At 72.1% G+C, this 22,371-nt stretch carries 26 protein-coding genes; 14 read left to right on the top strand and 12 right to left on the bottom strand.

Annotation, left to right across the window (positions count from 1 at the left end):
* Positions 1-15 precede the first annotated feature (15 nt).
* A complete protein-coding gene (locus tag HUT10_RS19115) occupies positions 16-411 on the bottom strand; it encodes a rhodanese-like domain-containing protein (protein ID WP_176172467.1) in 396 nt (131 codons plus the stop codon).
* The gene (locus HUT10_RS19110; protein WP_176172466.1) at positions 408-953 is read right to left on the bottom strand and encodes a cysteine dioxygenase family protein; all 546 of its coding nucleotides are present in this window, start codon (positions 951-953) and stop codon (positions 408-410) included. Before HUT10_RS19110 ends, HUT10_RS19115 begins: the two co-directional genes overlap by 4 nt.
* A gap of 329 nt (positions 954-1,282) precedes the next feature.
* On the opposite strand from HUT10_RS19110, the gene HUT10_RS19105 reads away from it, so the two are divergent.
* The 7 genes from HUT10_RS19105 (at position 1,283) to HUT10_RS19075 (ending at position 7,205) form a co-directional block, all read left to right on the top strand.
* Positions 1,283-2,104, top strand: a complete 822-nt coding sequence (locus HUT10_RS19105; RefSeq protein ID WP_176172465.1) for an ABC transporter ATP-binding protein — start codon at positions 1,283-1,285, stop codon at positions 2,102-2,104.
* 55 nt (positions 2,105-2,159) lie between these two features.
* Positions 2,160-2,939 carry an enoyl-CoA hydratase/isomerase family protein gene (locus tag HUT10_RS19100; RefSeq protein ID WP_176172464.1) on the top strand — a complete coding sequence of 260 codons (780 nt, stop codon included), beginning with the start codon at positions 2,160-2,162 and terminating at the stop codon, positions 2,937-2,939.
* 4 nt (positions 2,940-2,943) lie between these two features.
* Complete coding sequence (locus tag HUT10_RS19095; protein WP_176172463.1) at positions 2,944-3,909, top strand: class I SAM-dependent methyltransferase; 966 nt, start codon at positions 2,944-2,946, stop codon at positions 3,907-3,909.
* Position 3,910: 1 nt separating this feature from the next.
* Positions 3,911-5,071 (top strand): class I SAM-dependent methyltransferase, encoded by a 1,161-nt coding sequence (locus HUT10_RS19090; RefSeq protein WP_176172462.1) that lies wholly within the window; start codon positions 3,911-3,913, stop codon positions 5,069-5,071.
* Between the two features lie 81 nt (positions 5,072-5,152).
* Positions 5,153-5,917 carry an HAD family acid phosphatase gene (locus tag HUT10_RS19085; RefSeq protein WP_176172461.1) on the top strand — a complete coding sequence of 255 codons (765 nt, stop codon included), beginning with the start codon at positions 5,153-5,155 and terminating at the stop codon, positions 5,915-5,917.
* Positions 5,918-5,980: 63 nt separating this feature from the next.
* Positions 5,981-6,358, top strand: a complete 378-nt coding sequence (locus tag HUT10_RS19080; RefSeq protein ID WP_176172460.1) for a DUF427 domain-containing protein — start codon at positions 5,981-5,983, stop codon at positions 6,356-6,358.
* Between the two features lies 1 nt (position 6,359).
* Positions 6,360-7,205 (top strand): LysR family transcriptional regulator, encoded by an 846-nt coding sequence (locus tag HUT10_RS19075; RefSeq protein WP_176177900.1) that lies wholly within the window; start codon positions 6,360-6,362, stop codon positions 7,203-7,205.
* A gap of 1 nt (position 7,206) precedes the next feature.
* Here the strand turns inward: HUT10_RS19075 and HUT10_RS19070 are convergent, their stop codons facing one another.
* The gene (locus HUT10_RS19070) at positions 7,207-8,163 is read right to left on the bottom strand and encodes a chitinase (protein WP_176172459.1); all 957 of its coding nucleotides are present in this window, start codon (positions 8,161-8,163) and stop codon (positions 7,207-7,209) included.
* Positions 8,164-8,263: 100 nt separating this feature from the next.
* Entirely contained in the window at positions 8,264-8,938 is a 675-nt protein-coding gene (locus tag HUT10_RS19065) for a DUF2306 domain-containing protein (protein WP_176172458.1), read from the bottom strand.
* 138 nt (positions 8,939-9,076) lie between these two features.
* Here HUT10_RS19065 and HUT10_RS19060 point away from each other — a divergent pair, with 138 nt between their 5' ends.
* Positions 9,077-9,964 (top strand): TetR/AcrR family transcriptional regulator C-terminal domain-containing protein, encoded by an 888-nt coding sequence (locus tag HUT10_RS19060; protein ID WP_176172457.1) that lies wholly within the window; start codon positions 9,077-9,079, stop codon positions 9,962-9,964.
* A 10-nt stretch (positions 9,965-9,974) separates the two neighbouring features.
* Positions 9,975-10,493 carry a GNAT family N-acetyltransferase gene (locus tag HUT10_RS19055; protein WP_176172456.1) on the top strand — a complete coding sequence of 173 codons (519 nt, stop codon included), beginning with the start codon at positions 9,975-9,977 and terminating at the stop codon, positions 10,491-10,493.
* A 27-nt stretch (positions 10,494-10,520) separates the two neighbouring features.
* Here the strand turns inward: HUT10_RS19055 and HUT10_RS19050 are convergent, their stop codons facing one another.
* The 3 genes from HUT10_RS19050 to HUT10_RS19040 are packed head-to-tail and all read right to left on the bottom strand — an operon-like array spanning position 10,521 to position 13,374.
* Positions 10,521-11,969, bottom strand: coding sequence for an FAD-dependent monooxygenase (locus HUT10_RS19050; protein WP_176172455.1), 1,449 nt, complete (start codon positions 11,967-11,969; stop codon positions 10,521-10,523).
* A gap of 10 nt (positions 11,970-11,979) precedes the next feature.
* Positions 11,980-12,555, bottom strand: coding sequence for a PadR family transcriptional regulator (locus tag HUT10_RS19045; RefSeq protein WP_176172454.1), 576 nt, complete (start codon positions 12,553-12,555; stop codon positions 11,980-11,982).
* 48 nt (positions 12,556-12,603) lie between these two features.
* The gene (locus HUT10_RS19040; RefSeq protein WP_176172453.1) at positions 12,604-13,374 is read right to left on the bottom strand and encodes a maleylpyruvate isomerase family mycothiol-dependent enzyme; all 771 of its coding nucleotides are present in this window, start codon (positions 13,372-13,374) and stop codon (positions 12,604-12,606) included.
* 109 nt (positions 13,375-13,483) lie between these two features.
* Between HUT10_RS19040 and HUT10_RS19035 the strand changes: the two genes are divergently transcribed.
* Together HUT10_RS19035 and HUT10_RS19030 are read left to right on the top strand one after the other, a co-directional pair.
* Complete coding sequence (locus HUT10_RS19035; RefSeq protein WP_176172452.1) at positions 13,484-14,650, top strand: MFS transporter; 1,167 nt, start codon at positions 13,484-13,486, stop codon at positions 14,648-14,650.
* A gap of 62 nt (positions 14,651-14,712) precedes the next feature.
* Positions 14,713-15,315 carry a hypothetical protein gene (locus HUT10_RS19030; RefSeq protein ID WP_176172451.1) on the top strand — a complete coding sequence of 201 codons (603 nt, stop codon included), beginning with the start codon at positions 14,713-14,715 and terminating at the stop codon, positions 15,313-15,315.
* On the opposite strand, the gene HUT10_RS19025 is transcribed toward HUT10_RS19030, so the two are convergent.
* The 3 genes from HUT10_RS19025 to HUT10_RS19015 form a co-directional block, all read right to left on the bottom strand.
* Positions 15,300-15,830 (bottom strand): hypothetical protein, encoded by a 531-nt coding sequence (locus HUT10_RS19025; RefSeq protein WP_176172450.1) that lies wholly within the window; start codon positions 15,828-15,830, stop codon positions 15,300-15,302. The genes HUT10_RS19030 and HUT10_RS19025 overlap by 16 nt on opposite strands.
* A 54-nt stretch (positions 15,831-15,884) precedes the next feature.
* A complete protein-coding gene (locus HUT10_RS19020) occupies positions 15,885-17,327 on the bottom strand; it encodes an FAD-dependent monooxygenase (protein ID WP_176172449.1) in 1,443 nt (480 codons plus the stop codon).
* A gap of 209 nt (positions 17,328-17,536) precedes the next feature.
* The gene (locus HUT10_RS19015; RefSeq protein ID WP_176172448.1) at positions 17,537-17,944 is read right to left on the bottom strand and encodes a helix-turn-helix domain-containing protein; all 408 of its coding nucleotides are present in this window, start codon (positions 17,942-17,944) and stop codon (positions 17,537-17,539) included.
* A gap of 98 nt (positions 17,945-18,042) precedes the next feature.
* Between HUT10_RS19015 and HUT10_RS19010 the strand changes: the two genes are divergently transcribed.
* Positions 18,043-18,951, top strand: coding sequence for an alpha/beta fold hydrolase (locus HUT10_RS19010; RefSeq protein ID WP_176172447.1), 909 nt, complete (start codon positions 18,043-18,045; stop codon positions 18,949-18,951).
* On the opposite strand, the gene HUT10_RS19005 is transcribed toward HUT10_RS19010, so the two are convergent.
* Entirely contained in the window at positions 18,921-20,021 is a 1,101-nt protein-coding gene (locus HUT10_RS19005; RefSeq protein WP_176177899.1) for a bifunctional lysozyme/C40 family peptidase, read from the bottom strand. The genes HUT10_RS19010 and HUT10_RS19005 overlap by 31 nt on opposite strands.
* A 65-nt stretch (positions 20,022-20,086) precedes the next feature.
* Positions 20,087-21,049 carry a nucleoside hydrolase gene (locus tag HUT10_RS19000; RefSeq protein WP_176172446.1) on the bottom strand — a complete coding sequence of 321 codons (963 nt, stop codon included), beginning with the start codon at positions 21,047-21,049 and terminating at the stop codon, positions 20,087-20,089.
* 52 nt (positions 21,050-21,101) lie between these two features.
* Between HUT10_RS19000 and HUT10_RS18995 the strand changes: the two genes are divergently transcribed.
* Both HUT10_RS18995 and HUT10_RS18990 read left to right on the top strand, forming a co-directional pair.
* Positions 21,102-21,857, top strand: coding sequence for an acyltransferase (locus HUT10_RS18995; RefSeq protein WP_176172445.1), 756 nt, complete (start codon positions 21,102-21,104; stop codon positions 21,855-21,857).
* 43 nt (positions 21,858-21,900) lie between these two features.
* Positions 21,901-22,278, top strand: coding sequence for a hypothetical protein (locus HUT10_RS18990; RefSeq protein ID WP_176172444.1), 378 nt, complete (start codon positions 21,901-21,903; stop codon positions 22,276-22,278).
* Positions 22,279-22,371: the final 93 nt, after the last annotated feature.

The following is a 22,371-nucleotide window of genomic DNA, read 5'->3' as shown; positions in this document are numbered from 1 at the left end:
GGAAAACGGGGGCTGCTAAGGCACGGCCGGGCTGCCGCCGTCCTGCACAGGCAGGCCGGCGGCCGCCCAGGCCCGGAACCCGCCCTCGAGGTCGGTCGCGCCGGGCAGGCCCAGCCGCTGCAGGTCGGCGGCCGCCAAACTGGACGAATACCCCTCGTTGCAGACCACGACCACCGTCGTGTCCGGGCCGACCCCCGGCAGCCGCCATTCGCTGTCCGGCGCCAGCCGCCACTCCAGGTGGATCCGCTCGACGATCACCGCGCCCGGGATCTCGCCCTCCGCCGCGCGGTTCGCCAGCGGCCGGATGTCGACCAGCAGCGCCCCGGCCTCCTGCAGCTCGCGGGCCCGGGCGGGCGTCACCCTGGCCAGTCCGGACCGGGCGGAAGCCAGCAGCGAATCGACAGCGCTCATGACCGGACGATAGCGGGCAGCGGCGGGATTTCCGCCGGAACGTCGGCCAGCGTGGCGTACTCCCGCGTCGGCACCAGCGGCGGCGAATACGCGTGGACACTCGCCGCGGGCTGGTCGCCGAGGCCGGTGACCTGGTGCGCGCGGCCCGCGCCGAAACCGAGGCCCTCGCCGGCGACGTGCGTCCGGCGCCGGATCGGCCCGCCCGGGTAGCGGTACTCCTCGCCGAGTTCACCCTGCAGGACGGTGAACGAGCCGGACGCGCCGCCGTGGTCGTGCGGCTTCGTCCGCTGGCCCGGCAGCCACGACAGCAGCCACAGCTCGACGCCGTCGGTCAGCGCCAGCCGCGCCCACCAGCGGCGGTCCTCGTCGAACCGCAGGATGCCGCGCAGGCCCGCGGTCAGCTCGGTGGTGACGGTGGCGGTCAGGTCGGCCAGCTCCCGCGGCGTCCAGAGCAGCCGTGACGGGTGCAGCAGTTCGGGCAGCAGCGGGTCGGTCAGCTGCGGGTGGATTTCGACGGGCGGGCGAACCAGGGACGTGGTCAACGTGGGTGCTCCTCGCGACTGTGGTGATACCGGACACGGGGTCAGCGCGGCACCGCACGCGTCGCAGAAGACGCGAAGGATCAGTGGAGCCGCGCCCGCGTACACCCGGCCGAAGCGACGAGGAGCAGGTCGATTGCGCGACGGCGCCAGAACGAGCCCCGGGTCACCGGGGTCACGGGCGCGTCGGCTGACATGCCTGTGATGGTGCCACAACCCGGCCTGGAGGTGCTCTCCTGCGGTGCGCCGTTCCACGACGTGGACACCCTCCGACCTGCCGGATCGCCCACTCACCCGGGCGGGTGCGCACGCGCGCGCGAGGAGCAGACAGAATGGGCCACGTGAGCGAGCCGATCCAGCCCAGCGAACTTGACGACCTCGTGGTCCGGATGGCCGGTGTCGGCGTCCGCCGGGGGACCAACGACCTCCTCGCCGGCCTCGACTGGTCCGTGGAACTGGACGAGCGCTGGGTGGTGCTCGGCCCGAACGGCGCGGGCAAGACCACCTTGCTGCGCCTCGCCGCGGCCGAACTGCACCCGACCACCGGCGAGCTCGACCTGCTCGGCGAGCGGATCGGCCGGGTCAACATCTTCGACCTGCGTCCCCGCATCGGCTTCACCTCGGCCGCCATCGCCCAGCGCGTGCCGGGTGACGAGCTGGTCAAGGACGTCGTGGTCAGCGCCGGGTACGCGGTGCTCGGCCGCTGGCGTGAGGAATACGACACCCTCGACACCGCCCGCGCCACCGAGCTGCTCGACGCGATGGGCATCGGGCACCTGGCCGATCGCACCTTCGGCACGCTTTCCGAGGGCGAGCGCAAGCGGGCGCTGATCGCCCGGTCGCTGATGACCGACCCGGAGATGCTGCTGCTCGACGAGCCCGCCGCCGGGCTCGACCTCGGCGGCCGCGAGGACCTGGTCGCGCGGCTCTCGGCACTGGCCCTCGACCCGGACGCCCCGGCGCTCGTGCTGGTCACCCACCACGTCGAGGAGATCCCGCCCGGGTTCACCCACGCGCTGCTCCTGCGTGACGGCCACGCGGTCGTGTCCGGCCTGGTCGACGACGTCATCACCAGCGAAAACCTCTCGAAGACGTTCGACCAGGACCTCGTGCTGGAGCGCTCCGGGGATCGCTTCTTCGCCCGCCGTCGCTAAGCTGGCGCTTACCGGCCGGTAGCGTGCTGGCGATCCGTCAACGAGGAGGAGTGGCGTGGGAGAGTTCGTAACCCTCGAGGTGAAGGACGGGGTCGGCACGATCCGGCTCGACCGGCCGCCGGTCAACGCCCTGAACGCCCAGGTCACGGCCGAGCTCGCGGAGCTGGCGAAGGAGGCCACCGAGCGCGACGACGTCCGCGCGGTGATCCTCTACGGCGGCGAGAAGACTTTCGCGGGCGGCGCGGACATCAAGGAGATGGCCACCCGCACCTACCCGGAGATCGCCAAGTTCGGCGCGAACCTGACCGGCACCCTCGCGGCCATCGCGAACATCCCCAAGCCGGTCGTCGCCGCGATCACCGGGTACGCCCTCGGCGGCGGCCTCGAGCTGGCGCTGACCGCGGACTGGCGCGTCGCCGGCGACAACGTCAAGGTCGGCCAGCCCGAGATCCAGCTCGGCGTCATCCCCGGCGCGGGCGGCACCCAGCGCCTGGCCCGGCTGATCGGGCCGAGCAAGACCAAGGACATCGTCTACACCGGACGGTTCGTCAAGGCCGAAGAGGCCCTCCAGCTGGGGATCGTCGACCAGGTCGTCGCCCCCGACGACGTCTACGCGGCCGCCCACAAGTGGGCCGCGCAGTTCGCGAACGGCCCGGCCGTGGCGCTGCGCGCGGCGAAGGCGGCCATCGACGGCGGCCTCGACGTGGACCTCCCGAACGCCCTCAAGCTCGAGTCGCACCTGTTCGCCGCCCTCTGGGCGACCCAAGACCAGCAGAACGGCATGAAGTCGTTCATCGAAAACGGGCCCGGCAAGGCCACTTTCGAAGGGAAATGACGCCTTGACCGACGTGAACGACCCGGCGCCGAACCCGCACGCCACCGCCGAAGAGGTCCAGGCGGCCTACGCCGACCCCAAGCTGGCGAACGTGCTCTACCACGACTGGGAAGCCGGCACCTACGACGAGAAGTGGTCGATCTCGTACGACGAGCGCTGCATCTCCTACGCCACCGACGTGTTCAACGCGGTCGCGGGCGAGGACGGCCAGCCCTACCAGCACGCGATGGAGCTGGGCAGCGGCACCGGCTTCTTCCTGCTGAACCTGATGCAGGGCGGGGTGGCCAAGAAGGGCTCGGTCACCGACCTCTCGCCCGGCATGGTCCAGGTCGCGCTGCGCAACGCCGAGAAGCTCGGCCTCGACGTCGACGGCCGGGTCGCCGACGCCGAGCGCATCCCGTACGACGACAACACGTTCGACCTGGTGGTCGGGCACGCGGTGCTGCACCACATCCCGGACGTCCAGGCGGCCTTCCGCGAGGTGCTGCGCGTGCTCAAGCCGGGCGGCCGGTTCGTCTTCGCGGGCGAGCCGACCAAGATCGGCGACTTCTACGCCCGCAAGCTCGGCCAGTTCACCTGGTTCCTGACCACCCGCGTGACGAAGCTGCCGGTGCTGAGCGGCTGGCGGCGCCCGCAGGCCGAACTGGACGAGTCGTCGCGTGCGGCCGCTTTGGAGGCCGTGGTCGACATCCACACCTTCGACCCGTCGGAGCTGGAGTCGTGGGCCCGCGGCGCCGGCGCCCAGGACGTCCGCGCGGTCACCGAGGAGTTCGCCGCGGCACTGGCCGGCTGGCCGATCCGGACGTTCGAGGCCGCGGTGCCGTCGGAGAAGCTGACCGTGCGCTGGCGGATGTTCGCCTACCACCTGTGGCTGCGGCTGTCCGCCGTGGACAAGAAGGTGCTGTCGAAGATCCTGCCGCGGGAGCTGTTCTACAACGTGATGATCACCGGGACCAAGCGGCCGTCCTGAGTTGGGTTACTCGTTCAGCCTCGGCGACGTCGCCTACCTGCGCTCCGGCGCAGGCGTGGCGGCGCTCGCCGAGGCTTCGTCGTTGCCGCTGACCGATCCGATCAAGTCCGTGGCGCAGGTGCGCCGCCTGGCGGGCGAGGAGCACGCGGCCGCCGTCCTGGAAACGGTGCTGCTGCGGCGGAAAGCCGTGGGCAAGCTGTCCGGTTCGGACTGGCTGTTCACCTCCGACGCGCTCCAGCAGGCGAGCGCGTCGATCGTGGCGCGGCACCGGGCGGTGCGGCTGGCGGGGCTCGACGTGCACGACGTGACCTGCTCGGTGGGCGCCGACCTCGTCGAAATCGCCCGGGTGGCGCGGCGTGCCCTGGGGTCCGATCTGGACCCGGTGCGACTGGAGATGGCCCGCCACAACGGAACTGCCGCGGGTGTCGCGTTCGGACTCGCGCAGGCCGACGCGCTGCACCCGGTGAGCCGGTCGGGCGTGGTCGTCGCCGATCCGGCCCGGCGGGACTCCTCCGGGCGGCGGGCGTGGAAGCCCGCGGACTTCGCCCCACCCCTGGACGGCCTGGTCGAGGCCTATCCGGGGCGTGCGCTGTCCGTGAAATGCGCCCCCGGCCTCGACTTCGCGCTCACGCCGTGGGCCGAGGAGGTCGAGCTGGTGTCCCTGGACGGCCAGGTCCGCGAGTCCTGCCTCTGGCGGGGCCTGGGCACCGGCGTCACCCGCCGGGCGACCGTGCTGCGTTCGGACGGGACACAGTGGACGGTCACCGACGCGGAACCGGACGAACTGCCCACCCGGGAGCCGGGGGAGTGGATCGTCGACCCCGACGGCGCCGTCGTCCGGGCCGGGCTGGTCCGGCACTACGCGGCGCGGCACGGGTTGTGGCAGCTGGACGAACGCATCGCGTACCTGACCGGCGACACCCCGCCACCCGGCGTGCGGGCCTTCCGCGTCCTGGAACAGGGTCCCTACAGTGAAAAGGCACTGAAGGCCGTCCTCAAGCGCCACGACGTCGGGCGGCTGGAAATCCTGGTGCGGGGCCTGGACGTCGACCCGGACGCCCTGCGGAAGCGGCTGAAACCCCGTGGTGACGCCGAAGCGTCGGTGGTGCTGACGCGGATCGGGCGGTCGCCGGTGGCGTTCCTGTGCCGCGCCGGTCGGTGAACGGCAACTTTTGAGGGGTGGAACTCCCGGTGAACGTGACGTAGGTTCCCCGGGTCGTCAAGTTCCACTGGAGGGTGCGCCGTGTCCGGAAAATGGTCAAATCTCGTCAAGCTCGCCGCCGCGGCGGCCATCGGCGCCACGGTCGCTTCGGGCGCCACCGCACTGGCCGGCTCGGACGAGGCGACGGCCGCCCGTGCCAAGGAACCGGCCAACATCGGCCAGGTCAAGCTGGACGTCAAGGCGTACTACGGCGACTACGTCGACGCCGCGGGCAAGCACCACTACTCCGACACCAGCCGGTTCGTGAAGGACACCGGCCGGATCGTCTCGGACGCGAAGCGTTACCTGCAGCAGTCGCTGGGCCGGGTGAAGAACCCGGCGATCGTGCTCGACGTCGACGACACCTCCGAGGTCACCTACGGCTGGGAGGCCGACAACGACTTCGGCTTCGACCCGGTCAAGCAGCAGCAGGCCATCGACAACGGCACGTTCGTCGCGAACAAGCCGGTGCTGGAGCTGGCCAACTGGGCGGCCCAGCACGGCGTCAAGGTCTACTTCCTGACCGGCCGCAACGAGTTCCAGGGCCCGCAGTCGCTGAAGAACCTGGCCAACGAGGGCTTCCCCGCTCCGGCGGGCGCGTTCTTCAAGCCGAAGACGACCGCGCCGGACTACCTGCCGTGCGGGCTGACCTGCAACACCGTCCAGTACAAGTCCGGCACGCGGGCGCACATCGAGGCCACCGGCGCGAAGATCGTCCTCAACCTCGGCGACCAGTTCAGCGACCTCGAAGGCGGCTACGCGCTGCACCCGGTCAAGCTGCCGAACCCGATGTACTACCTGCCCTGACCGCGGAATATCGGCCGGGCCCGGCGCGCTGCTCCCTGAACAGAGGACTCTTAGGGAGCTGACATGGCGAAGAAGGTTCTGCAGCCGGGCCCGGACCACCCGATCACCGTCGAGCCGACCAAGGCCCGCGTGGTGGTCAAGGCGGGCGGGCGCGTCGTCGCGGACAGCCGCAACGCGCTCACCCTGCAGGAATCCACGTACCCGGCGGTCCAGTACATCCCGCTGGCGGACGTCGACGCCGGCGTGCTGGAACGGACCGACCACGAGACGTACTGCCCGTACAAGGGCGACGCGAGCTACTACTCGCTCAACGCGGGCGAGGTGCACGGCGAGAACGCGGTCTGGACGTACGAGAAGCCGTACGACGCGGTGGCGCCGATCAAGGACCACGTCGCGTTCTACCCGAACGTCGTGGACTCGATCGAGCTGGTCGAGGACTGAGCTGGACCTCGACCTGCTGCGCACGTTCCTGGCCGTCCACCGGGCCGGATCGCTGACCGGCGCGGCACCGTCGCTGGGCCTGTCCCAGCCGACGGTGACCGCGCAGGTCAAGGCCCTCGAGGAGCAGCTCGGCCGTCAGCTGTTCGTCCGGCGCGCCCGCGGCGTGACCCCGACCTCGGCCGCCGACGAACTGGCGGCCCGGATCGCCCCGCACATCGACGCACTGGCGGCGGTGACCGTAGGCGAGACCGATCCCTTCGCCGCCCCGGTGCACCTGGCCGGACCGGCCGAGCTGACCACCGCGCGGGTGCTGCCCGCGCTGGCCGGCCTGGTCGCCCGCGGTCTCGAGCTGCGGGTGACGTTCGGCCTGGCCGAAGACATCCTGGCCGGTCTCGCTCGGCGGCGCTTCGACCTGGTCGTCTCGACGATCCGGCCGCGCGGCCGCGGCTGGACGGCCACCCCGCTGACCGACGAGGAGTTCGTCCTCGTCGGCCCCCGCGGCTTCACCGGCGATCCCCGGACCGCCCCGCTGGTGTCCTACGCCGAAGACCTGCCGATCATCCGCCGCTACTGGCGCTCGGTGCTCGGCGCGCGCCCGGCGACGGGCCCGGCGGTGGTCGTCCCGGACCTGCGCGGGGTGCTGGCGTGCGTGCGGGCGGGCTTCGGCGTGAGCGTGCTGCCGCGCTACCTCTGCGCGGCCGACCTGGCCTCGGGGGACGTCGAAGCGCTGCTGGAGCCGGAGGAGCCGCCGATCAACACGCTGTTCGTGGTCAGCCGGACCGAGCCGTGCCGGGCGGGGCCCGCGGCCGTGCGCGACGCACTGCTCGCGGACGCCGCCCGGTGGTGACTCAGCCGGTGTAGCCGGCGAAGATCTTCGCGAACTCGTACTTCGACTGGGGCACGTTGGTGCACTTGTAGAGCGCCCCGGTGCACGCGTTTGCGTCGCGGCCCTGCTCCCAGAACGACAGCATGCCCAGGTGGACCGTCTTGGCGAAGGCCACCAGCGCCTTCGCGTCCTTCTGGTAGAAGATCTCGTTCTGCGAGTCGTTGACGCCGATCATCGGGGTCACCCCGACCTTCTTCCACGCCGCCGCGTCGCTCAGCCCGTACAGCGACTTGAGCTGCGCCTGCGTGGCCTTGGCCGCCGAGATCGCCTTCGCGCCCTGGTCGCCGGCGCCCTGGTAGTAGTCCATCGCCATGATGTTCACGAGATCCAGGTTCACCCCGGCGTTCTTCGCGGCCTTGACGACGTTGAGCCCGTCCGCGGTGAGGCCGTCCGGCAGCACCGGCAGGGTCAGCGAGATCTTGAGCCCGGGGTTGTTGTCCTGCAACGTCTTGAGCGCCTGGGAGCGGCGCGCGATCGACGTCGGGTCCGCGACGGCCGCGCCTTCGATGTCGAAGTCGGCGTACTTGAGGCCGTACGCCTTGACGACCGCGTCGTATTCGGCCGCGACCTGCGCGGACGTGCTGCACGCCTGCGCCAGCTCGATGCCGGACGCGCCGCCGAAGGAGATCTTGACGTCCCCGCCGGCGTTGCGGATCTTCGCGATCTCCTCCTTCTGCCAGCCCGTGCGCGGGTCGTAGGCGCCGAACCAGCTCGCCTTGCAGCCGTAGGAGTTGACGAACGCGAGCGTGAACCCCTTGACGCCGCTCGCGGCCGACATCGCCGACAGGCTGGGTGTCGGCCAGGCGCCCATGTCGACGTAGGGACCGACCGGGATCGGCGAGCCGGCCGCCGCGGCGGCGACCCCGTTGCTCAGCAGGGCGGCGCCAGCCAGGGCGGCCAGCAGGGACTTCAGGCGCATGGGGAACCTCCACGACTGGAAGCGCGGCGGCGGAAAGTTGTCCCCATTGGTATAGACCATTTACCGTGGTGTGGACCATCGGCCGAACGGGCTACCCCGGTCACGCCGCGCGACGGCGTCCCCGGCCCAGCCACCACTCGGCGGCCAGCAGCGGGAGCACCCAGCCGGTCCACGTCGTGATCCCGGCGATTGCCTGGCCGAGCGCGATCTCGCTGCCGCCGAAGGTGGTATCCAGCTGCGGCGTCAGCACGACGGCGCAGACCACGCCCCAGATCCGGTTGCTGATGATCGACATGCACAGCGCGAAGCTGCGGACCATCCACCGGCGGTGTTCGCCGAACCGGCGGGCCCGCGCCATCCGGTAGCCCTGCACGGTGCAGCCGAACCAGAGCGTCGCGAGCAGGACGTTCGACACGGCCCCGACCGGCCCGAACGGCGCGGCCAGCGCGATGGCGAACCCCGCGATCGACGCGGGGATCGCGCCGGCGAAGACGTAGACGCGCCCGGTGCGACGGTGCACCGCCGGGTGCTTCTGCCGCAGCCACGGCCAGATCTGCAGTGCGCACGTCACCATGGCGACGGTCGCGAAGCCGATGTGCGTGACCAGCACCGGGTAGTACCAGCCGGTGGGGGCCGGGATCCGCGACCGCGCGGGGTCGAGCCCGAGGTAGGGCGGCAGCGAGAAGACCAGGAACGCCGTGACCAGCAGGCCCAGCGGGAACACCCACGGGCGGCGCACCCACGGCTTCGGGCGGCGGATTTCGGTCGTCGTCATCGGTTCCCCCTGTTTCGTACGGTGTATCCGCACCGTATTTGCCGACCGTTCTGGCGGACAATCCATGCTGGCGACATTGGGGGAGTACCCTGAAACCGTTCTAGGTGCCGTGGGCAAGTGTTCTAGTACGGAGGGCCTTTGGCGGAAGCGCCTTACCTGCGGATCGCGGCGGACCTGCGCCGCCGGATCACCGCGGGCGAGCTGCGGCCGGGCGACCGTGTCCCGTCGACCCGCGCACTGGTCCGCGAGTGGGGCGTCGCGATGGCGACGGCGGCGAAGGCCCTGGCCGCGCTGGGCGAGCAGGGCTGGGTGCGCGCGGTGCCGGGCAGCGGAACGGTCGTCGCCGACCGCACGCCGGCCAAGCCACCGCTCGGCCGCGACGCACTGGTGCGCGCGGCGATCGCACTGGCCGACGCCGAGGGCCTGGCGGCGTTGTCGATGCGCCGGCTGGCGGCCGGGCTGGGCGTCGGCCCGATGGCGCTGTACCGGCACGTGCCGGACAAGGACGAGCTGCTCCGCCTGATGGCCGACGTCGCGCTCGGGGAGGCGGAGCTGCCGGAGCCGGGCCCGGCCGGGTGGCGCCCCCGGCTGGAGACCGCGGCCCGCGCGCAGTGGCGGGCGTACCGCCGCCACCCGTGGCTGGCGCCGATCCTGCTCAATTCCCTGGTCCGCCCGCCGGTGTTGGCGGCGGGCCTGCGCCTGGTCGACTGGTCGCTGCGCGCCCTGGCCGGAACCGGACTGAAGAGGCGGGTGAAGCTCCAGGTGATCATGACGCTCAACGGCTGGGTAGGCGGCCTGGCGGCGAGCAACGCGTTCGAGGTCCAGTCGGAGCAGGACACCGGAATCACGGGAGACCAGCGTCTGGAGGCCGACATGGCCCTGCTGGCCGAGCACCTCGGCTCGGGCCGCTACCCGGTGCTGACCGAGGTGATGACGGGAGTGGCGGACGTCGACCTCGACGAAGCGTTCGAGTTCGGCCTGCAGCGCCAGCTCGACGGGATCGCCGTGCTGCTGGGAGACCACTAGACTGGCGGCGGTGCTGATCACCACGGAGAGGCTCACGCTGCACGCGTGGTCCGAAGAGTTCTTCGACGGCCTGTTCGCCATGGCCCAGCTGCCCGAAACGGTCCGTTACGTGGGCACGGGCGAGCCGTGGAGCCACGAGTACACGCTGGCCAAGCACCGGGCAACGCTGAACCACTGGGCAGAACACGGCTTCGGCTGGTTCGCGGTATCGGCGGCCCCGGGCTCGTTCGACGGAGTGGTGTCGTTGGTGCGCCGCAACGCCACGGAGTCTGGCCTGGGCTTCCCGGCGGTGGAGATGGGCTGGTGGATCGCCCCCTCGGGCTGGGGCCGCGGGTATGCGACGGAAGCAACGACGGCGGTGCGGGACAAGGCTTTCGAGTCGGGGTGGGCTGAGCGGTTGCTCGCGGTGTACGAGCCGGTCAACAAGCCGTCGGCGCGGGTGGTCGAGAAGCTGGGGTTCGCTTTGCACAGCAAGTTCGTTCTGGAGGGGCGGGTGGAGCAGCGGGCGGTGTTGGAACGGCCGCGTTGAGGGAGCTGTCCACAACCTGAAGGGGCCTCAGGCAATCGCCGGCACCGGAACGTCCCCCACCCACCGCCGGACCGCCTCCGCCAGCCCGGCATCACCCGACCCGCACGTGCCCACCCAGGCCACGTGCCCGTCCGGCCGCAGCAGCACCGCCTCGATGTCCGAAGTGGACGGGGAATCCGCCGCGACCACCGTCACCCCAACCGACCACGCGGCGAACGACCCCGAAGCCGTCAGGTCCAGCAGCACCGGCTGCCCCTCGTGCAGCAGTGCCGCCAAGTGCGTCTCCGCTCCCGAAACCCGCAGCGGCACGTCCGGCGCCAGCCGTCCCAGCCACGCGTGTCCGCCCGGCTCGTAGCACGCGTCCAGCCCCGTGATGATCTCCGCCAGCGCGCGGTTCCCCGCCGGGTGCGCGGCCACGCGCCGCAGCAAGTCCGCCCACGGCTCCTCGGCCGCTTCCTCCAGCGCCACCTGGGCTCGCGTGTTCGCCAGGATCCGCGCCCCCGCCGCGTGGCGCTCGTCGTGGTAGGTGTCCAGCAAGCCCTCCGGTGCCGTCCCGCGCACCGTTGCCGCCAGCTTCCAGCCCAGGTTGAACGCGTCGTCGAGGGCGACGTTCACGCCGATCGCCCCCGCCGGTGGGTGGATGTGGGCCGCGTCGCCCGCCAGGAGGACCCGGCCCTCGCGGTAGGTCGACGCCAGCCGCGCCGCGTCGCCGAAACGGCTCAGCCAGCGGGGTGCGCGCAGCTCGACGGGCCTGCCGAGAACCGCGTCCACCTGGGCCTGCAGTCTCTCCAGCGTGACCGGCGTGTCCTTGTCCGACGGCGGGTCGTCCTCGCGCACCACGATCCGGACGTACCCCGGCCGCGGGATCACGAACAAGCTCCGCCCGTCCGGCCCCGCCGAAGGCCCGTACGGCAGCTCGCATTCGACGTCGCCGAGCAGCGCGTACCAGCGCGCGTCCACGCCCGGGAAACCGATGCCCGCCTGCTTGCGCACCGTGCTGCGGCCGCCGTCGCAGCCGACCAGGTAGCGGGACCGGATGGTCCGGCCGAAGCGTCCATTGTGGACCACCGTGGCGACCTCGTCCGCGGACTGGGTGAACGAGCGCAACTCGTGGCCGCGCAGGATTTCGACGCCCAGTTCGAGTGCCCTGGCCTCCAGGACCTCTTCGACACGCGTCTGCGGGATGCCCAGCGAGAACGGGTGATCCGTCGCCGCGCCGTCGAGCAGGAGCGGGCCGGGCAGGCCGGTCGCCGGCGCGTGCGGCACCCGGTGCCCCTCCGCCACCAGGCCGTCGGCCAGGCCTCGGCGGGCCAGCAGGTCCAGCGCCCGCGCGTTCAGGTTGAAGCCGCGGCAGTACGGCGGCCGCTCCGGCAGCCGCTCGACGATCGTGGTGCGGACGCCGGCCGGCGCGAGCTCCGCGGCGAGCAGCAGGCCGGCCGGACCGGCGCCGGCGATCAGGACATCGGGATCGGACACGGTTTTCCCCTCAGAAGTTCTCGGGCCACGGCAGCGAGCCGGACCGGATTTCGGCGGCCGTGCGGCGCGCCCAGTCGAGCTCCGCGCGCCACGCGTGCCGGACGAATTCGACCTCGATCATGAACAGCCGCGGCGCGCCCTTGCCGACGGTTTCGGCCAGCGCCGCCTCGGCGCCGTCGATGCGTTCGGCGAGGTGGCGGGCGCGTTCCTCCAGCGCGTCGGCCGCCCGCTCCGGGCCCAGCGCGCCGAGGTAGCTCACCGCCGCGACGAACTTCGGGTACTCGGCGACCGGTTCGCGGACCAGCTCGTCGAGCCAGGCGACGAACTCCTGGCGGCCGAGTTCGGTGTGCGCGTAGACGGTCCGCTCCGGCCGGTTGCCCTCCCGGACCGTCTCGACGGGCTCGATCCAGCGGTGCTTCGCCAGCGACTCCACGGTGTCGTAGAGCGAGCCCGGGTTGATCTTGAACGTCGAGCCCTTGTGGCGTTCGCGCAGCGTGGCGGCCATCTCGTACGGGTGCATCGGCCGTTCCAGCAGCAGGCCGAGCAGAGCCAGCGCGAGGGTGTTGCGGATCTTGCGTCGCGGCACTAGTCGCTCCCTATTAGTCGGAACCGACTATACGACCGCCGTCAAGGTCTAGAAGCGCGTGTTCGCCAGCCAGTGCCGGAACAGCGCCGCGTCCCCGGTCACGGCGAGCCGCGGGTCGTCCGCGGGAAGCCGTCCGTTCAGGGCGAGCAGCAGATCGGCCGCGCGGCCCTCGACCACGACATCGGCTCCGGCGGTTTCCTCGCTCACCTCGACCCCCGACGGCGTCCGCCGGACGAGCCAGCCGGTTGCGGGTTCAGTGGCGTGGAAAGCCAGCGTCTCGCCGGTGCCGTGCAGAGAAGTGCGGTCCAGCGCCGGGTGCGGCCGGCGCGAGAAGACGGCCACCAGGTCCAGTCCTTCGGAAATCCCGTCCGCGGCCAGATCGGCGTCGACGTCGTACGCCTTGCCCGTCGCGAAGGCGGCGTCCGCGCGGTGGACGACCGTTTCGTGGGTCAGCCGCCGCGTCCAGAACCCGGCGCGCCGATCGGGCGTCCACGTCGACGTCGGCGTCTCGGGGCCGACCTCGGCCACCGCGGCGACGAGCCGTTCCGCGCCCTCGTGGAGCCAGCCGCCGAGGGCCTCGAACGCGGGCGGTTCGTCGATCGTGACGGCTTCGAACGGCACGTAACCCGTGGGCCGGCTCGCGATGATCGCGGCGGATTTGTGGTAGGCGGCCCCGACGTGACAGGTCAGGTCCCGCAGTGTCCACTCTGGACAAGTCGGGACGCGCGTCTCCCCGTCGGCGCCCGCTATCGCCGTCCCGAACCGGTCCGCTTCGGTGACGAGGGCGCCGGCCAGCCGGTCGTGGCTCAAGGATTTCACCTTGCCACCGTAGGCCGGGCGACCGCGGCCGTGGGATCGTGATGGCCTGCCCCGGAGTCGACCTCCGTGGACCTGGACAGCCGGTTCGCCGCGGGCCAGGATCGTGGTGGTGACGGGGGAGCTGAAACGCGCTCGGCTGGGGGTTTCCGTCGTGTTCGCGGTGTGCGGTGCCGCGTTCGCGACCTGGCTGGCCCGGGTGCCCGCCGTGCAGGGGCGGCTCGGGCTGAGCACCGGTGAGCTGGCGACCGGGCTGTTCGGCCTCGCCGCCGGATCGGTGCTCGCCCTGCTCGGCGCGGGCGCGCTGCTCACCCGGATCGGCAGCCGGGCGGCCGTCGTGCTCGGCGCGACGGTGCTGTGCGCGGGGCTGCCGCTGGTCGCGCTCGCGTGGTCGGCGCCGGTGTTCTTCGCCGCGCTGGTCGTGCTCGGCGTGGGCAACAGCCTGCTCGACGTCGCGATGAACGCGCACGCGGCCCGCGTCGAGGAGGGCTACGGGCGCCCGATCTTCGCCGGCTTCCACGCCTTCTGGAACATCGGCGGCCTCGCGGGCTCGGGCGTCGACGCGCTGATGGAAGCCGCGCACGTCCCGGTGACGGTGCACTTCCCCGTCGCCGGCGCGGTACTGCTCGCGCTCGCGCTGTGGGCGGCCCGCACCTGCTTCCTCGGCGGCGCCGACCGCGGCCAGGGCGGCGCGGCGTTCGCGTGGCCGAGCCGGGCGCTGGTGCCGCTGGGCGTGATCGCCTTCTGCGGGTTCGTCGCCGAGGGCGCGGTCAACAGCTGGAGCGCGGTGTACCTCGCCGACGTCACCGGCGCGACGCCCGCGCTCGCGTCGCTCGGCTACTTCGCCTTCTCCGCGACGATGATCGCGGTCCGGCTGGTCGCCGACCGCGTGGTGGCGCGGACGGGCGCAGTCCGCTTCGTCCGCGTCGCGGCCACGGTCGCGGTGCTGGGCTTCGCCGTGGTCCTCGCGGCGCCGTGGCCGGTCGCGGTGGTGTCCGGCTTCGCCGTCGTCGGGCTCGGGGTGGCCGGGATCGTGCCGATCGCGTGGAGCGTGGCGAGCCGCAAGCAGGCGGACGCGCCGGGCCGGGCGGTCGCCGCCGTCGCGGCCTGCGGCTATCTGGGTTTCCTGGTGGAGCCGGTGCTGGTCGGCGCGCTCGCGACCCGCGTCGGCCTGCACTGGGCGCTGTCGTCGGCCGTGGCGGTCACGATGGGGATCGTCTTCCTCGCGCCCTCGCTGCGAGTCCCGGCGGCGAGCTCCCTGGACGCGGGAAGGGGATGACCGTGCCGGAAAAAGCCATTTCGTTCGATCAGGTGTTGGGTCACGCGCCCGGAGTGGACGGTGTGATCACCCTCGAGCAGCTGGCCTTCGGCTTGCCGACCGCGGGACCGAGCGTCGCCCTGCGGGTGCTGTCGGAGCTGGGGGTGGACCCGGCCGAGCTGGCGGCCCGCTTCCGGCTGCCCACCCCGCCCGACACGGAAACCGTCACCGCCGAGTCCTTCATCGAGGCGCTGGAGGAGCGGCACCGCGTGGAGCTGGCCCCGGAGGTCGAAGCCCTGATCGACCGCGTCCGCGGCGAAGGGGACTGCACCCCGTCGCTCCTCCTGGGGCTCGCCGAGGCTGGTGTGGTGCCGGTCTCGCCGGAGAAGATCCGCGACCACTTCGAGAAGTGGGGCGTGGAACCCGAGCCGCTGTTCACCTCGGAAATCCGGAAGGTGAACACCGACATCGCGTGGGCGCGGAAGCTGAAGCGGGAAGCCGTCGATGCGGAACGCTACTCCCGGGCGTCCGCCGTCCGCGACCGCGAGAAGGCGGCGATGAATCGTCGCGCGAAGCTGCTGACGGAGTGGGCGGGCGAAGCCGAACTCACGGCCATGGTGGAAGAGATCGAAAGTCTCCGCGCCACGGTCCGCCGTCTCCGCGGTGACGATCAGCGTGCCCCCTGAACATCGGCGCGGCACGCCTCGAGGAACCGGTCCCCGGCGTCGCTGATCCCGGTCAGCACCCGGTCGAGGCTTTCCCGAGGCACCTTCGCAGCCCCGGCGTCCAGCTCGGCGAAGATCGCGTTGACCCCGTTGCGGGCCGCCTTCCACAGCTCCTTGCCGCGCTGCCGCGGCTCGTCGGTGCCGAACAACGCCACCTGGTTGTGCGCCTTGCGCAGCTCCGCACGCCGTTCGCGCCAGCGGGTCTCGATGCCCTCGCGGTTGTCCGTCGCCAATTTGACGAATTCCGACCGGATCAGCTGGAACGCCTCTTCGCTCGCCGTCGACAGGCTCGCGTAGGCCTTGACGCGCTCGTCGCGCAGCCAGCTGGCGTGCTCCGCCGCCCGCTTCTGCGCTTCGGCGCGTTGCGTCGCCTTCAGCTTGCGGCCCTCGACGAACGTGTTGGTCAGCAACGTGAGCACGACCCCGCCGAGGGTGGCGCCCACGGTGATCAGCTGCGTGGTGGTCCCCGAGTCCATCACGGGATTATCCCCGGATGCGGCCGGCGTGGTCTCGACGCCGGCCGCACGACATCACCGGAGAGGTGAACCGAACCAGCGGGCGAGGTGGTCGTCGAGGTCCCGTTGGTCGTCGCCGGCCCAGGCGACGTGGCCGTCGGGGCGCAGCAGGACGGCGGGGACCTCCAGGGCCGCGCCCGGGTCCGCGAGGAGGTCGACCCGGTCCGACCAGCCGCCGGTCGTCAGGTGTCCGGTGCGGTCCAGCACCAGTCCGCGGCCGCGGTGCAGCCGGTCGTAGAGGCGGCCCTGGGCCACGTCGATGTCACGCTGCCGGCGGCCGAGCAGGTCGGGGCCCTCGCCGAAGTCGTACCGGAGGTCGATCGCGGTGATCTTGCCGATCAGCCGGCGGTTCACCTCGTCGATGTCCATCAGTTCGACGAGCAGCCGCCGCAGGGCCTTCGCGCCCGGTTCGGGCGAGAACAGCGCCATCTGCGCCCGGGTGTTGTCCAGGACGGCCTCGGCGACCGGCCGCCGTTCGGTGTCGTAGGTGTCCAGCAGCGGGTCCGGCGCCCAGCCGCGGATCCGCGCGGCCAGTTTCCAGCCGAGGTTGAAGGCGTCCTGGACGCCCAGGTTGAGGCCCTGGCCGCCGGTCGGCGGGTGGATGTGCGCCGCGTCGCCGGCCAGCAGCACCCGCCCGGTCCGGTACCGCTCGGCGAGCCGGGTGGCGTCCCCGAACCGGGACAGCCAGCGCGGGGAGTGCACCCCGAAGTCGGTGCCGGCGATGCTCCGGAGCTGTTGCCGGAAATCGTCCAGGGTGGGTGGCACCGCGCGATCGCCGACGCCCGCGGCGGGGACGACGACGCTGTGGACGGTTCCGCCGAAGGGCCGGAGCCAGAACGGCCGGTGGGTCTCGCCGACCTCCCGCACCTTGGCGGCGATCTCCGCCGGCGGCGCGTCGACCTCCATCTCGCCCATCAACGTCTCCGTCCGCGACGGCTCGCCCGGGAAGCCGATGCCGCTCAGCTTCCGGACCGCGCTGCGCCCGCCGTCGCAGCCGACGAGGTACCGCGCCCGCAGCCGCTCGCCGCCGGCCAGCTCGACGGTCACGCCCTCGTCGTCTTGCTCGAAATCGACCAGAGCCGCGCCGTGCCGGATCTGCGCACCCAGGCCGGCCGCGTGTTCTTCGAGGAGCCGGACGACGACCGGCTGCGGAATGCCCAGCAGGAAGGCGTGCGCGGAGCCGAGGTCCCGGGGCGGCGGCGCGGGGATGGCGGCGAAGAACCCGCCGGCCGGACGTTGCCGTCCGTGGGCGAGGAGTCGGTCGAGCAGGCCGCGCATGGCCATCAGCTCGAGGCTGCGGACGTGCAGCCCGACGATGCGGACGAACGACGCGGGCTCGGTGTCCTGTTCGAGGACGAGGACGCGCACGTCGTGCAGCCGCAGCTCGGCGGCCAGCGTCGCACCGGTCGGCCCGCAGCCGGCGATGATCACGTCGAACGGAGGGGGCGAAGAGTCCATCGGGTGGTGCCTTTCGGGAGTGCCTTGAGGTGGCGGCGCTCCCGGCGGCACCTACGTCATCCGCCCGGCCGTGACTGGAGGGGGAGCACCCACGTCGATCCTGCGTTCATGGGTCTCACCTCCTCGGGCGTGTCACGGGTCCCGCGCAAGGTACAAGCCCCGGCGTGACGCCGTCCACTCCTTTGTCGTCCGCGCGACCACAAACGCCCTCACTCGGCGTCGGCCTGGTCGTCGCTGAGCACGTTGGCGCGGTCGACCTCGGCCATGTGCTCCTCGGCCCAGGCGCGCAGCGCCGCCAGCGGGACCTCGAGCGACGAGCCCAGCTCGGTGAGCCGGTAGTGCACGCGCGGCGGCACGGTGGGCTCCACCCGGCGGGCGGCAAGGCCGTCGCGGACCAGGCTGCGCAAGGTGATCGACAGCATTTTCTGCGACACCCCGGGCATCCGGCGGCGCAGCTCGGCGAACCGCACCTCGTGCGGGGCCGCCTCCGCGAGGACCTTCACGGCCATGGACGTCCATTTGGTGCCGATCCGGTCCAGGAGCTGCCGGGTCGGGCACCGGGGATCGAACAGGTCACCGCGCCCGCCGCGGGCCGAGGGCGCCGGCTGGGAGGTCACCTGGAGCTCACCACCTGTCGTGAAAGTGCCGTCTTGGCAGCCTCGTGGAAGTTACCTAGCGTTTCCAAGTAACCAATAGTAACCAGCTTGGAGGCGTCGTGCCCGCAACCCCTTCTCCCCGGCTGCGCCGGATCACCACCAACGGCATCGAGGTCAACGTCGCCGTCGCGGGTTCGGGTCCGGCGGTCCTGCTGCTGCACGGCTTCCCGCACACCTGGCGGCTGTGGACCGAGATCATCGGCCCGCTGGCCGAGCACCACCGGGTCATCGCCCCGGACCTGCGGGGGCTCGGCGCCAGCACCCGCGCGGCGGACGGCTACGACGCGGGCACGCTGGCCGCCGACGCCGAAGGTCTCCTCGACGCCCTCGCGGAACCGACCGCGTCGGTGGTCGCCATCGACGCCGGCACCCCGGTCGCCTTCCTGCTCGCCATGCGGCGCCCGGACCGGGTGCGGCGGCTGGTCCTGATGGAGTCGCTGCTGGGTGCCCTGCCCGGCGCCGAGGGCTTCCTGGCCGGCGGCCCGCCGTGGTGGTTCGGGTTCCACGCCGTGCCCGGCCTGGCCGAAACGGTCCTGGCCGGGCACGAAGCGGAGTACCTCGACTGGTTCCTCGCCGCAGGCACCCGCGGCCGCGGCGTACCGCCGGAGATCCGCGACGCCTTCGTCGCCGCCTACACCGGAGCGGACGCCCTGCGCTGTGCCTTCTCCTACTACCGCGCCCTGCCGGCCGGCGCGCGCCAGATCGACGAGGCGGTGGCCGCCGGACGGCTCACCGTGCCCACCATGGCGATCGGCGCCCACCCGGTCGGCCGCGCACTGGAACAGCAGCTGCGCCCGGTCGCCGACGACCTCACCGGGCACCCGGTCCCGGACTGCGGCCACATCATCCCGCTGGACCGGCCCCGGGAACTGCTCCGCCTCCTGGCGCCGTTCCTCGCCGGCTCGGAGCCGGATCGTCGCGAAACGACCAAGCCCGCTCAGGCCGTCGGACGGCCCGCGCCCGCGTAGTCGTCGCCGTCCCGGCGGTACGAGTGGACCTGGACCGCCTGGCCGGTCTGCGGCGCGTCGATCATCTGCTGGTTGCCGATGTAGAGCCCGACGTGGTGGATCTTGGTCGCCGGCTCGCCGTAGAAGATGAGGTCGCCCAGCTGCGGGTCGGTCACGTGCGGCACGCTGCGGAACTGCGTGTCGGCCGTGCGCATCAGCTTGATCCCCGCGCTCGCGTACGCCGCCGTCGTCAGGCCCGAGCAGTCGAAGCCGGGGTCGTTGCCGCCGGTGCCGTTGCCGCCCCAGATGTACGGGAGGCCGATCTTGTCGATCGCGAAGTTCACCGCGCTCAGCACCGCCGGGTTCGGCGGCGCCGCGCCCTGGCCCACCGTGCCGTAGACGTTCACCGTCGCCAGCGTCCGGTGCAGGAACAGCGGCGCCGCCTGCAGCGTGCTGACCGAGTTCCACCACGTCTGGCCCTGGGACAGGTCGTGGCCGTCGGCACACAGCGCACGGCCCGTGGTCAGAGCGGCGTCGTCGATGTTTTGGACATCGGGTTTCCCGCCGGACGCGCTCGCCTGGTACTTGCCCCAGATCGCCGGGGCCAGCTGCATCGGCCCGGCGGCGTTCGGCGTCGAGACGATCTTGTTGTAGAAGTCGCGCACCTCGATCGTGCCGAGCGGCTTGTCCAGCACGCCGGTGGTGCCGAACTGGCCGCCGCGCACCCGGCCGTGGTCCGTGGTCACTTTTCCGACCGCGGCCAGCGTGACCCAGGAAAGGTGACAGCCGGGGACGTCCTTGCTCAGTTTCGTCGTCGCCTTCGCGTAGCCGACCATCGCGCGCAGCGGGACGTCGAGCCACTGGCTGGTCTTGGACGCCCAGGCGTCGAACTCGCTGGCTTCGGGCACCTTCGGCGGCGTCGACGTCTGCGGGGGCGCGGCCGGCGACGCGGTCGTCGGCGGCCGGGACGTCGTCGGCTCGGCCGTCGACGACGTGGCCGCGGCGTTCGTGGTCTCCTGCTGCGACGGCGCCAGCGAGATGCCGGCCACCAGCGCGGCCGCGACGACGACCACCGCCGCGATCACGACCACCGGCTTCCGGCGGCGAGGCCGACCTGGTTCGGCCGGCTCGGCATCGACGACTTCGGGCTCTTCGCTCACCGCGCGGCCCCCGTGAGCCGGTCGAGGACGAAGCCGCGCAGGCCGTCGAGGTCGGTGTCCAGCGCGACCTCGATCGGGCGGCCGGGGGAGAACTGCGGATCGTCCTCGCCGAGCCGCCGCCGGTCGACCAGGGTCTGGCCGCGCGCCGGCCCGAGGCCGCAGTCGACGTCGACCCGGTAGGTCTCGGTGTGCAGGATGCCCGGCGAAATCGCCTCGGCGACCGCGACCGCGTCGTGCATGACCATCCGGTCCTCGCCGAACACGCGCGTGTAGTGCTGCCGGTAGGTCGACGTCAGCCCTTCGAGGGTGGCGCCGACGGGCCCCGAAGACGCGAGCTTCGCCAGCCATTCGGCGTCGACGGCGCAGCGGTGGGTGAGGTCCAGCGGGACCAGCACCACCGGGACGTCCTCCTCGACCAGCACCCGCCGGGCCGCCTCGGGGTCGCTCCAGATGTTGAACTCGGCGGCGGTCGTGCTGTTGCCGAACGTCACGCCGCCGCCCATGATCACCAGCCGCGCGATCTTCGCCGCGGCGCCCGGGTGGGCCGCGAGCAGCGCGGCGATGTTGGTCAGCGGCCCGATCGGGGCGATCGTCACCGGTTCGCCGGCGGACTCCAGCAGGTCCAGCATCAGCTGGACGGCGTCCCGTTCCTCCAGGGGACGGCTCGCCTCGGGGAGCGTGTAGGAGTGGCCCGACAGGCCGTCGCCGCCGTGGACCTCTTTCGCGTCACGCGGCTTCGAGTAGACGAGCGGCCGCGCGGCGCCCGCGGCGACGGGCACGTCGGTGCGGCCGAAGAGCTCCAGCAGGCGGCGCGCGTTCGACGTCGTGCGGTCGAGGGGGACGTTGCCGAAAACCGACGTCACCCCGAGCAGGTCGACGTCCGGGGACAGCGCCGCCAGCGCGATGGCCAGCGCGTCGTCGACGCCCGGGTCGGTGTCGATGATCAGCTTCGTGCCCATCCCGCTCCCCTTGCCTGCGAACCCGTCCCGCACACAGGTTACGGTCACTTGCATGACGTCGATGTGGGGTGCGCCCGCGCTGTCGCGGGTGCGGGCCTGGCGCCGCGCGCGGCGCGACCCGCGGCAGGCGAAGTTCCTGACCGCCGACTCGCTGCGCTGGGTGCTGCGCAATCGCGCGTACACGCCGTGGTACCTGGTCCGGTACTACCGGCTGCTCAAGTTCCGGCTCGCCAACCCGCACATCATCCTGCGGGGGATGCTCTTCCTCGGGAAGGACGTCGAGATCCACTGCCGCCCCGGCTACGGGCGACTGGAGATCGGCCGCTGGGTCCACATCGGCGACGGCAACGCCATCCGCTGCCACGAGGGTTCGCTGCGGATCGGCGACAAGTCCGTGTTCGGCCGCCAGAACGTGATCAACTGCTACCTCGACATCGAGCTCGGCGCGGCCACGCTGGTCGCCGACTGGGTTTACATCTGTGACTTCGATCACGTCATTTCGGACATCCATGTCCCGATCAAGGACCAGGGCATCGTGAAGTCCCCGGTGCGGATCGGCCCGGACACCTGGCTCGGCACCAAGGTCAGCGTCCTGAAGGGCACCCGCATCGGCCGCGGCAGCGTGCTCGGCGCGCACGCGGTCGTCCGTGGTGACATCCCGGACTACTCGATCGCGGTCGGCGCGCCGGCCCGCGTGGTCCGCAACCGCGAAGACGACTACGCGGCCGACGCCGCCCGTCGCGAGGCCGTCGCGGACATGGCCCGCAAGGCGAACAAGGCCCTGCAGAAGACCCTCGGCGAGCAGTAGGACCACTCAGGCGGCGTGGTCGTTTTCGCGACATAGTGGTCGCATGGGGGAGTACCGCCAGGTCGTGGTGTCCACCTTGCTCGCGCTCGTGGCGGTGGGGTGGCTGCTCGTGGTCCCGTACCTGGTGCTGCTGGGCGCGCTGGGGAACATGCCGGCGTTCGGCACGAGCACCCGCGGCGGCGACGGCTACCTGACCTGGGCGGCCTGGCTCGGCGCCGGGTTGCCGCTCGCGGGTCTGGTCGTTTCGGCGACCACGCGGCGCCGCGGGTGGACGTGGTTCTTCGGGATCTGCTTCACGCTGGCCGCGGCCGTCGCGGCACTGAAGTGGGCGGACGACATCCGGCATGCGCCGCCGCCACCGCCGGGGCCCCGGCACTGCGTCGAGCGCAGCGGCGGCGGCAACGACTGCCCGGGCGGCTGACCTGCGGTTTCCTCCGGTGGTCGAAAATCGCCGACGGCCGTTTCCCGGCCGTTCGGCGGTGATCACCGGCTGATCGGCCGATCTCGAACACCC

Origin of the sequence: Amycolatopsis sp. Hca4, from assembly GCF_013364075.1 — a bacterium.
Lineage (GTDB): Bacteria > Actinomycetota > Actinomycetes > Mycobacteriales > Pseudonocardiaceae > Amycolatopsis.
The sequence above is the reverse complement of the archived record's forward strand: the minus strand, read 5'-3'. Positions and strand labels throughout refer to the sequence as shown.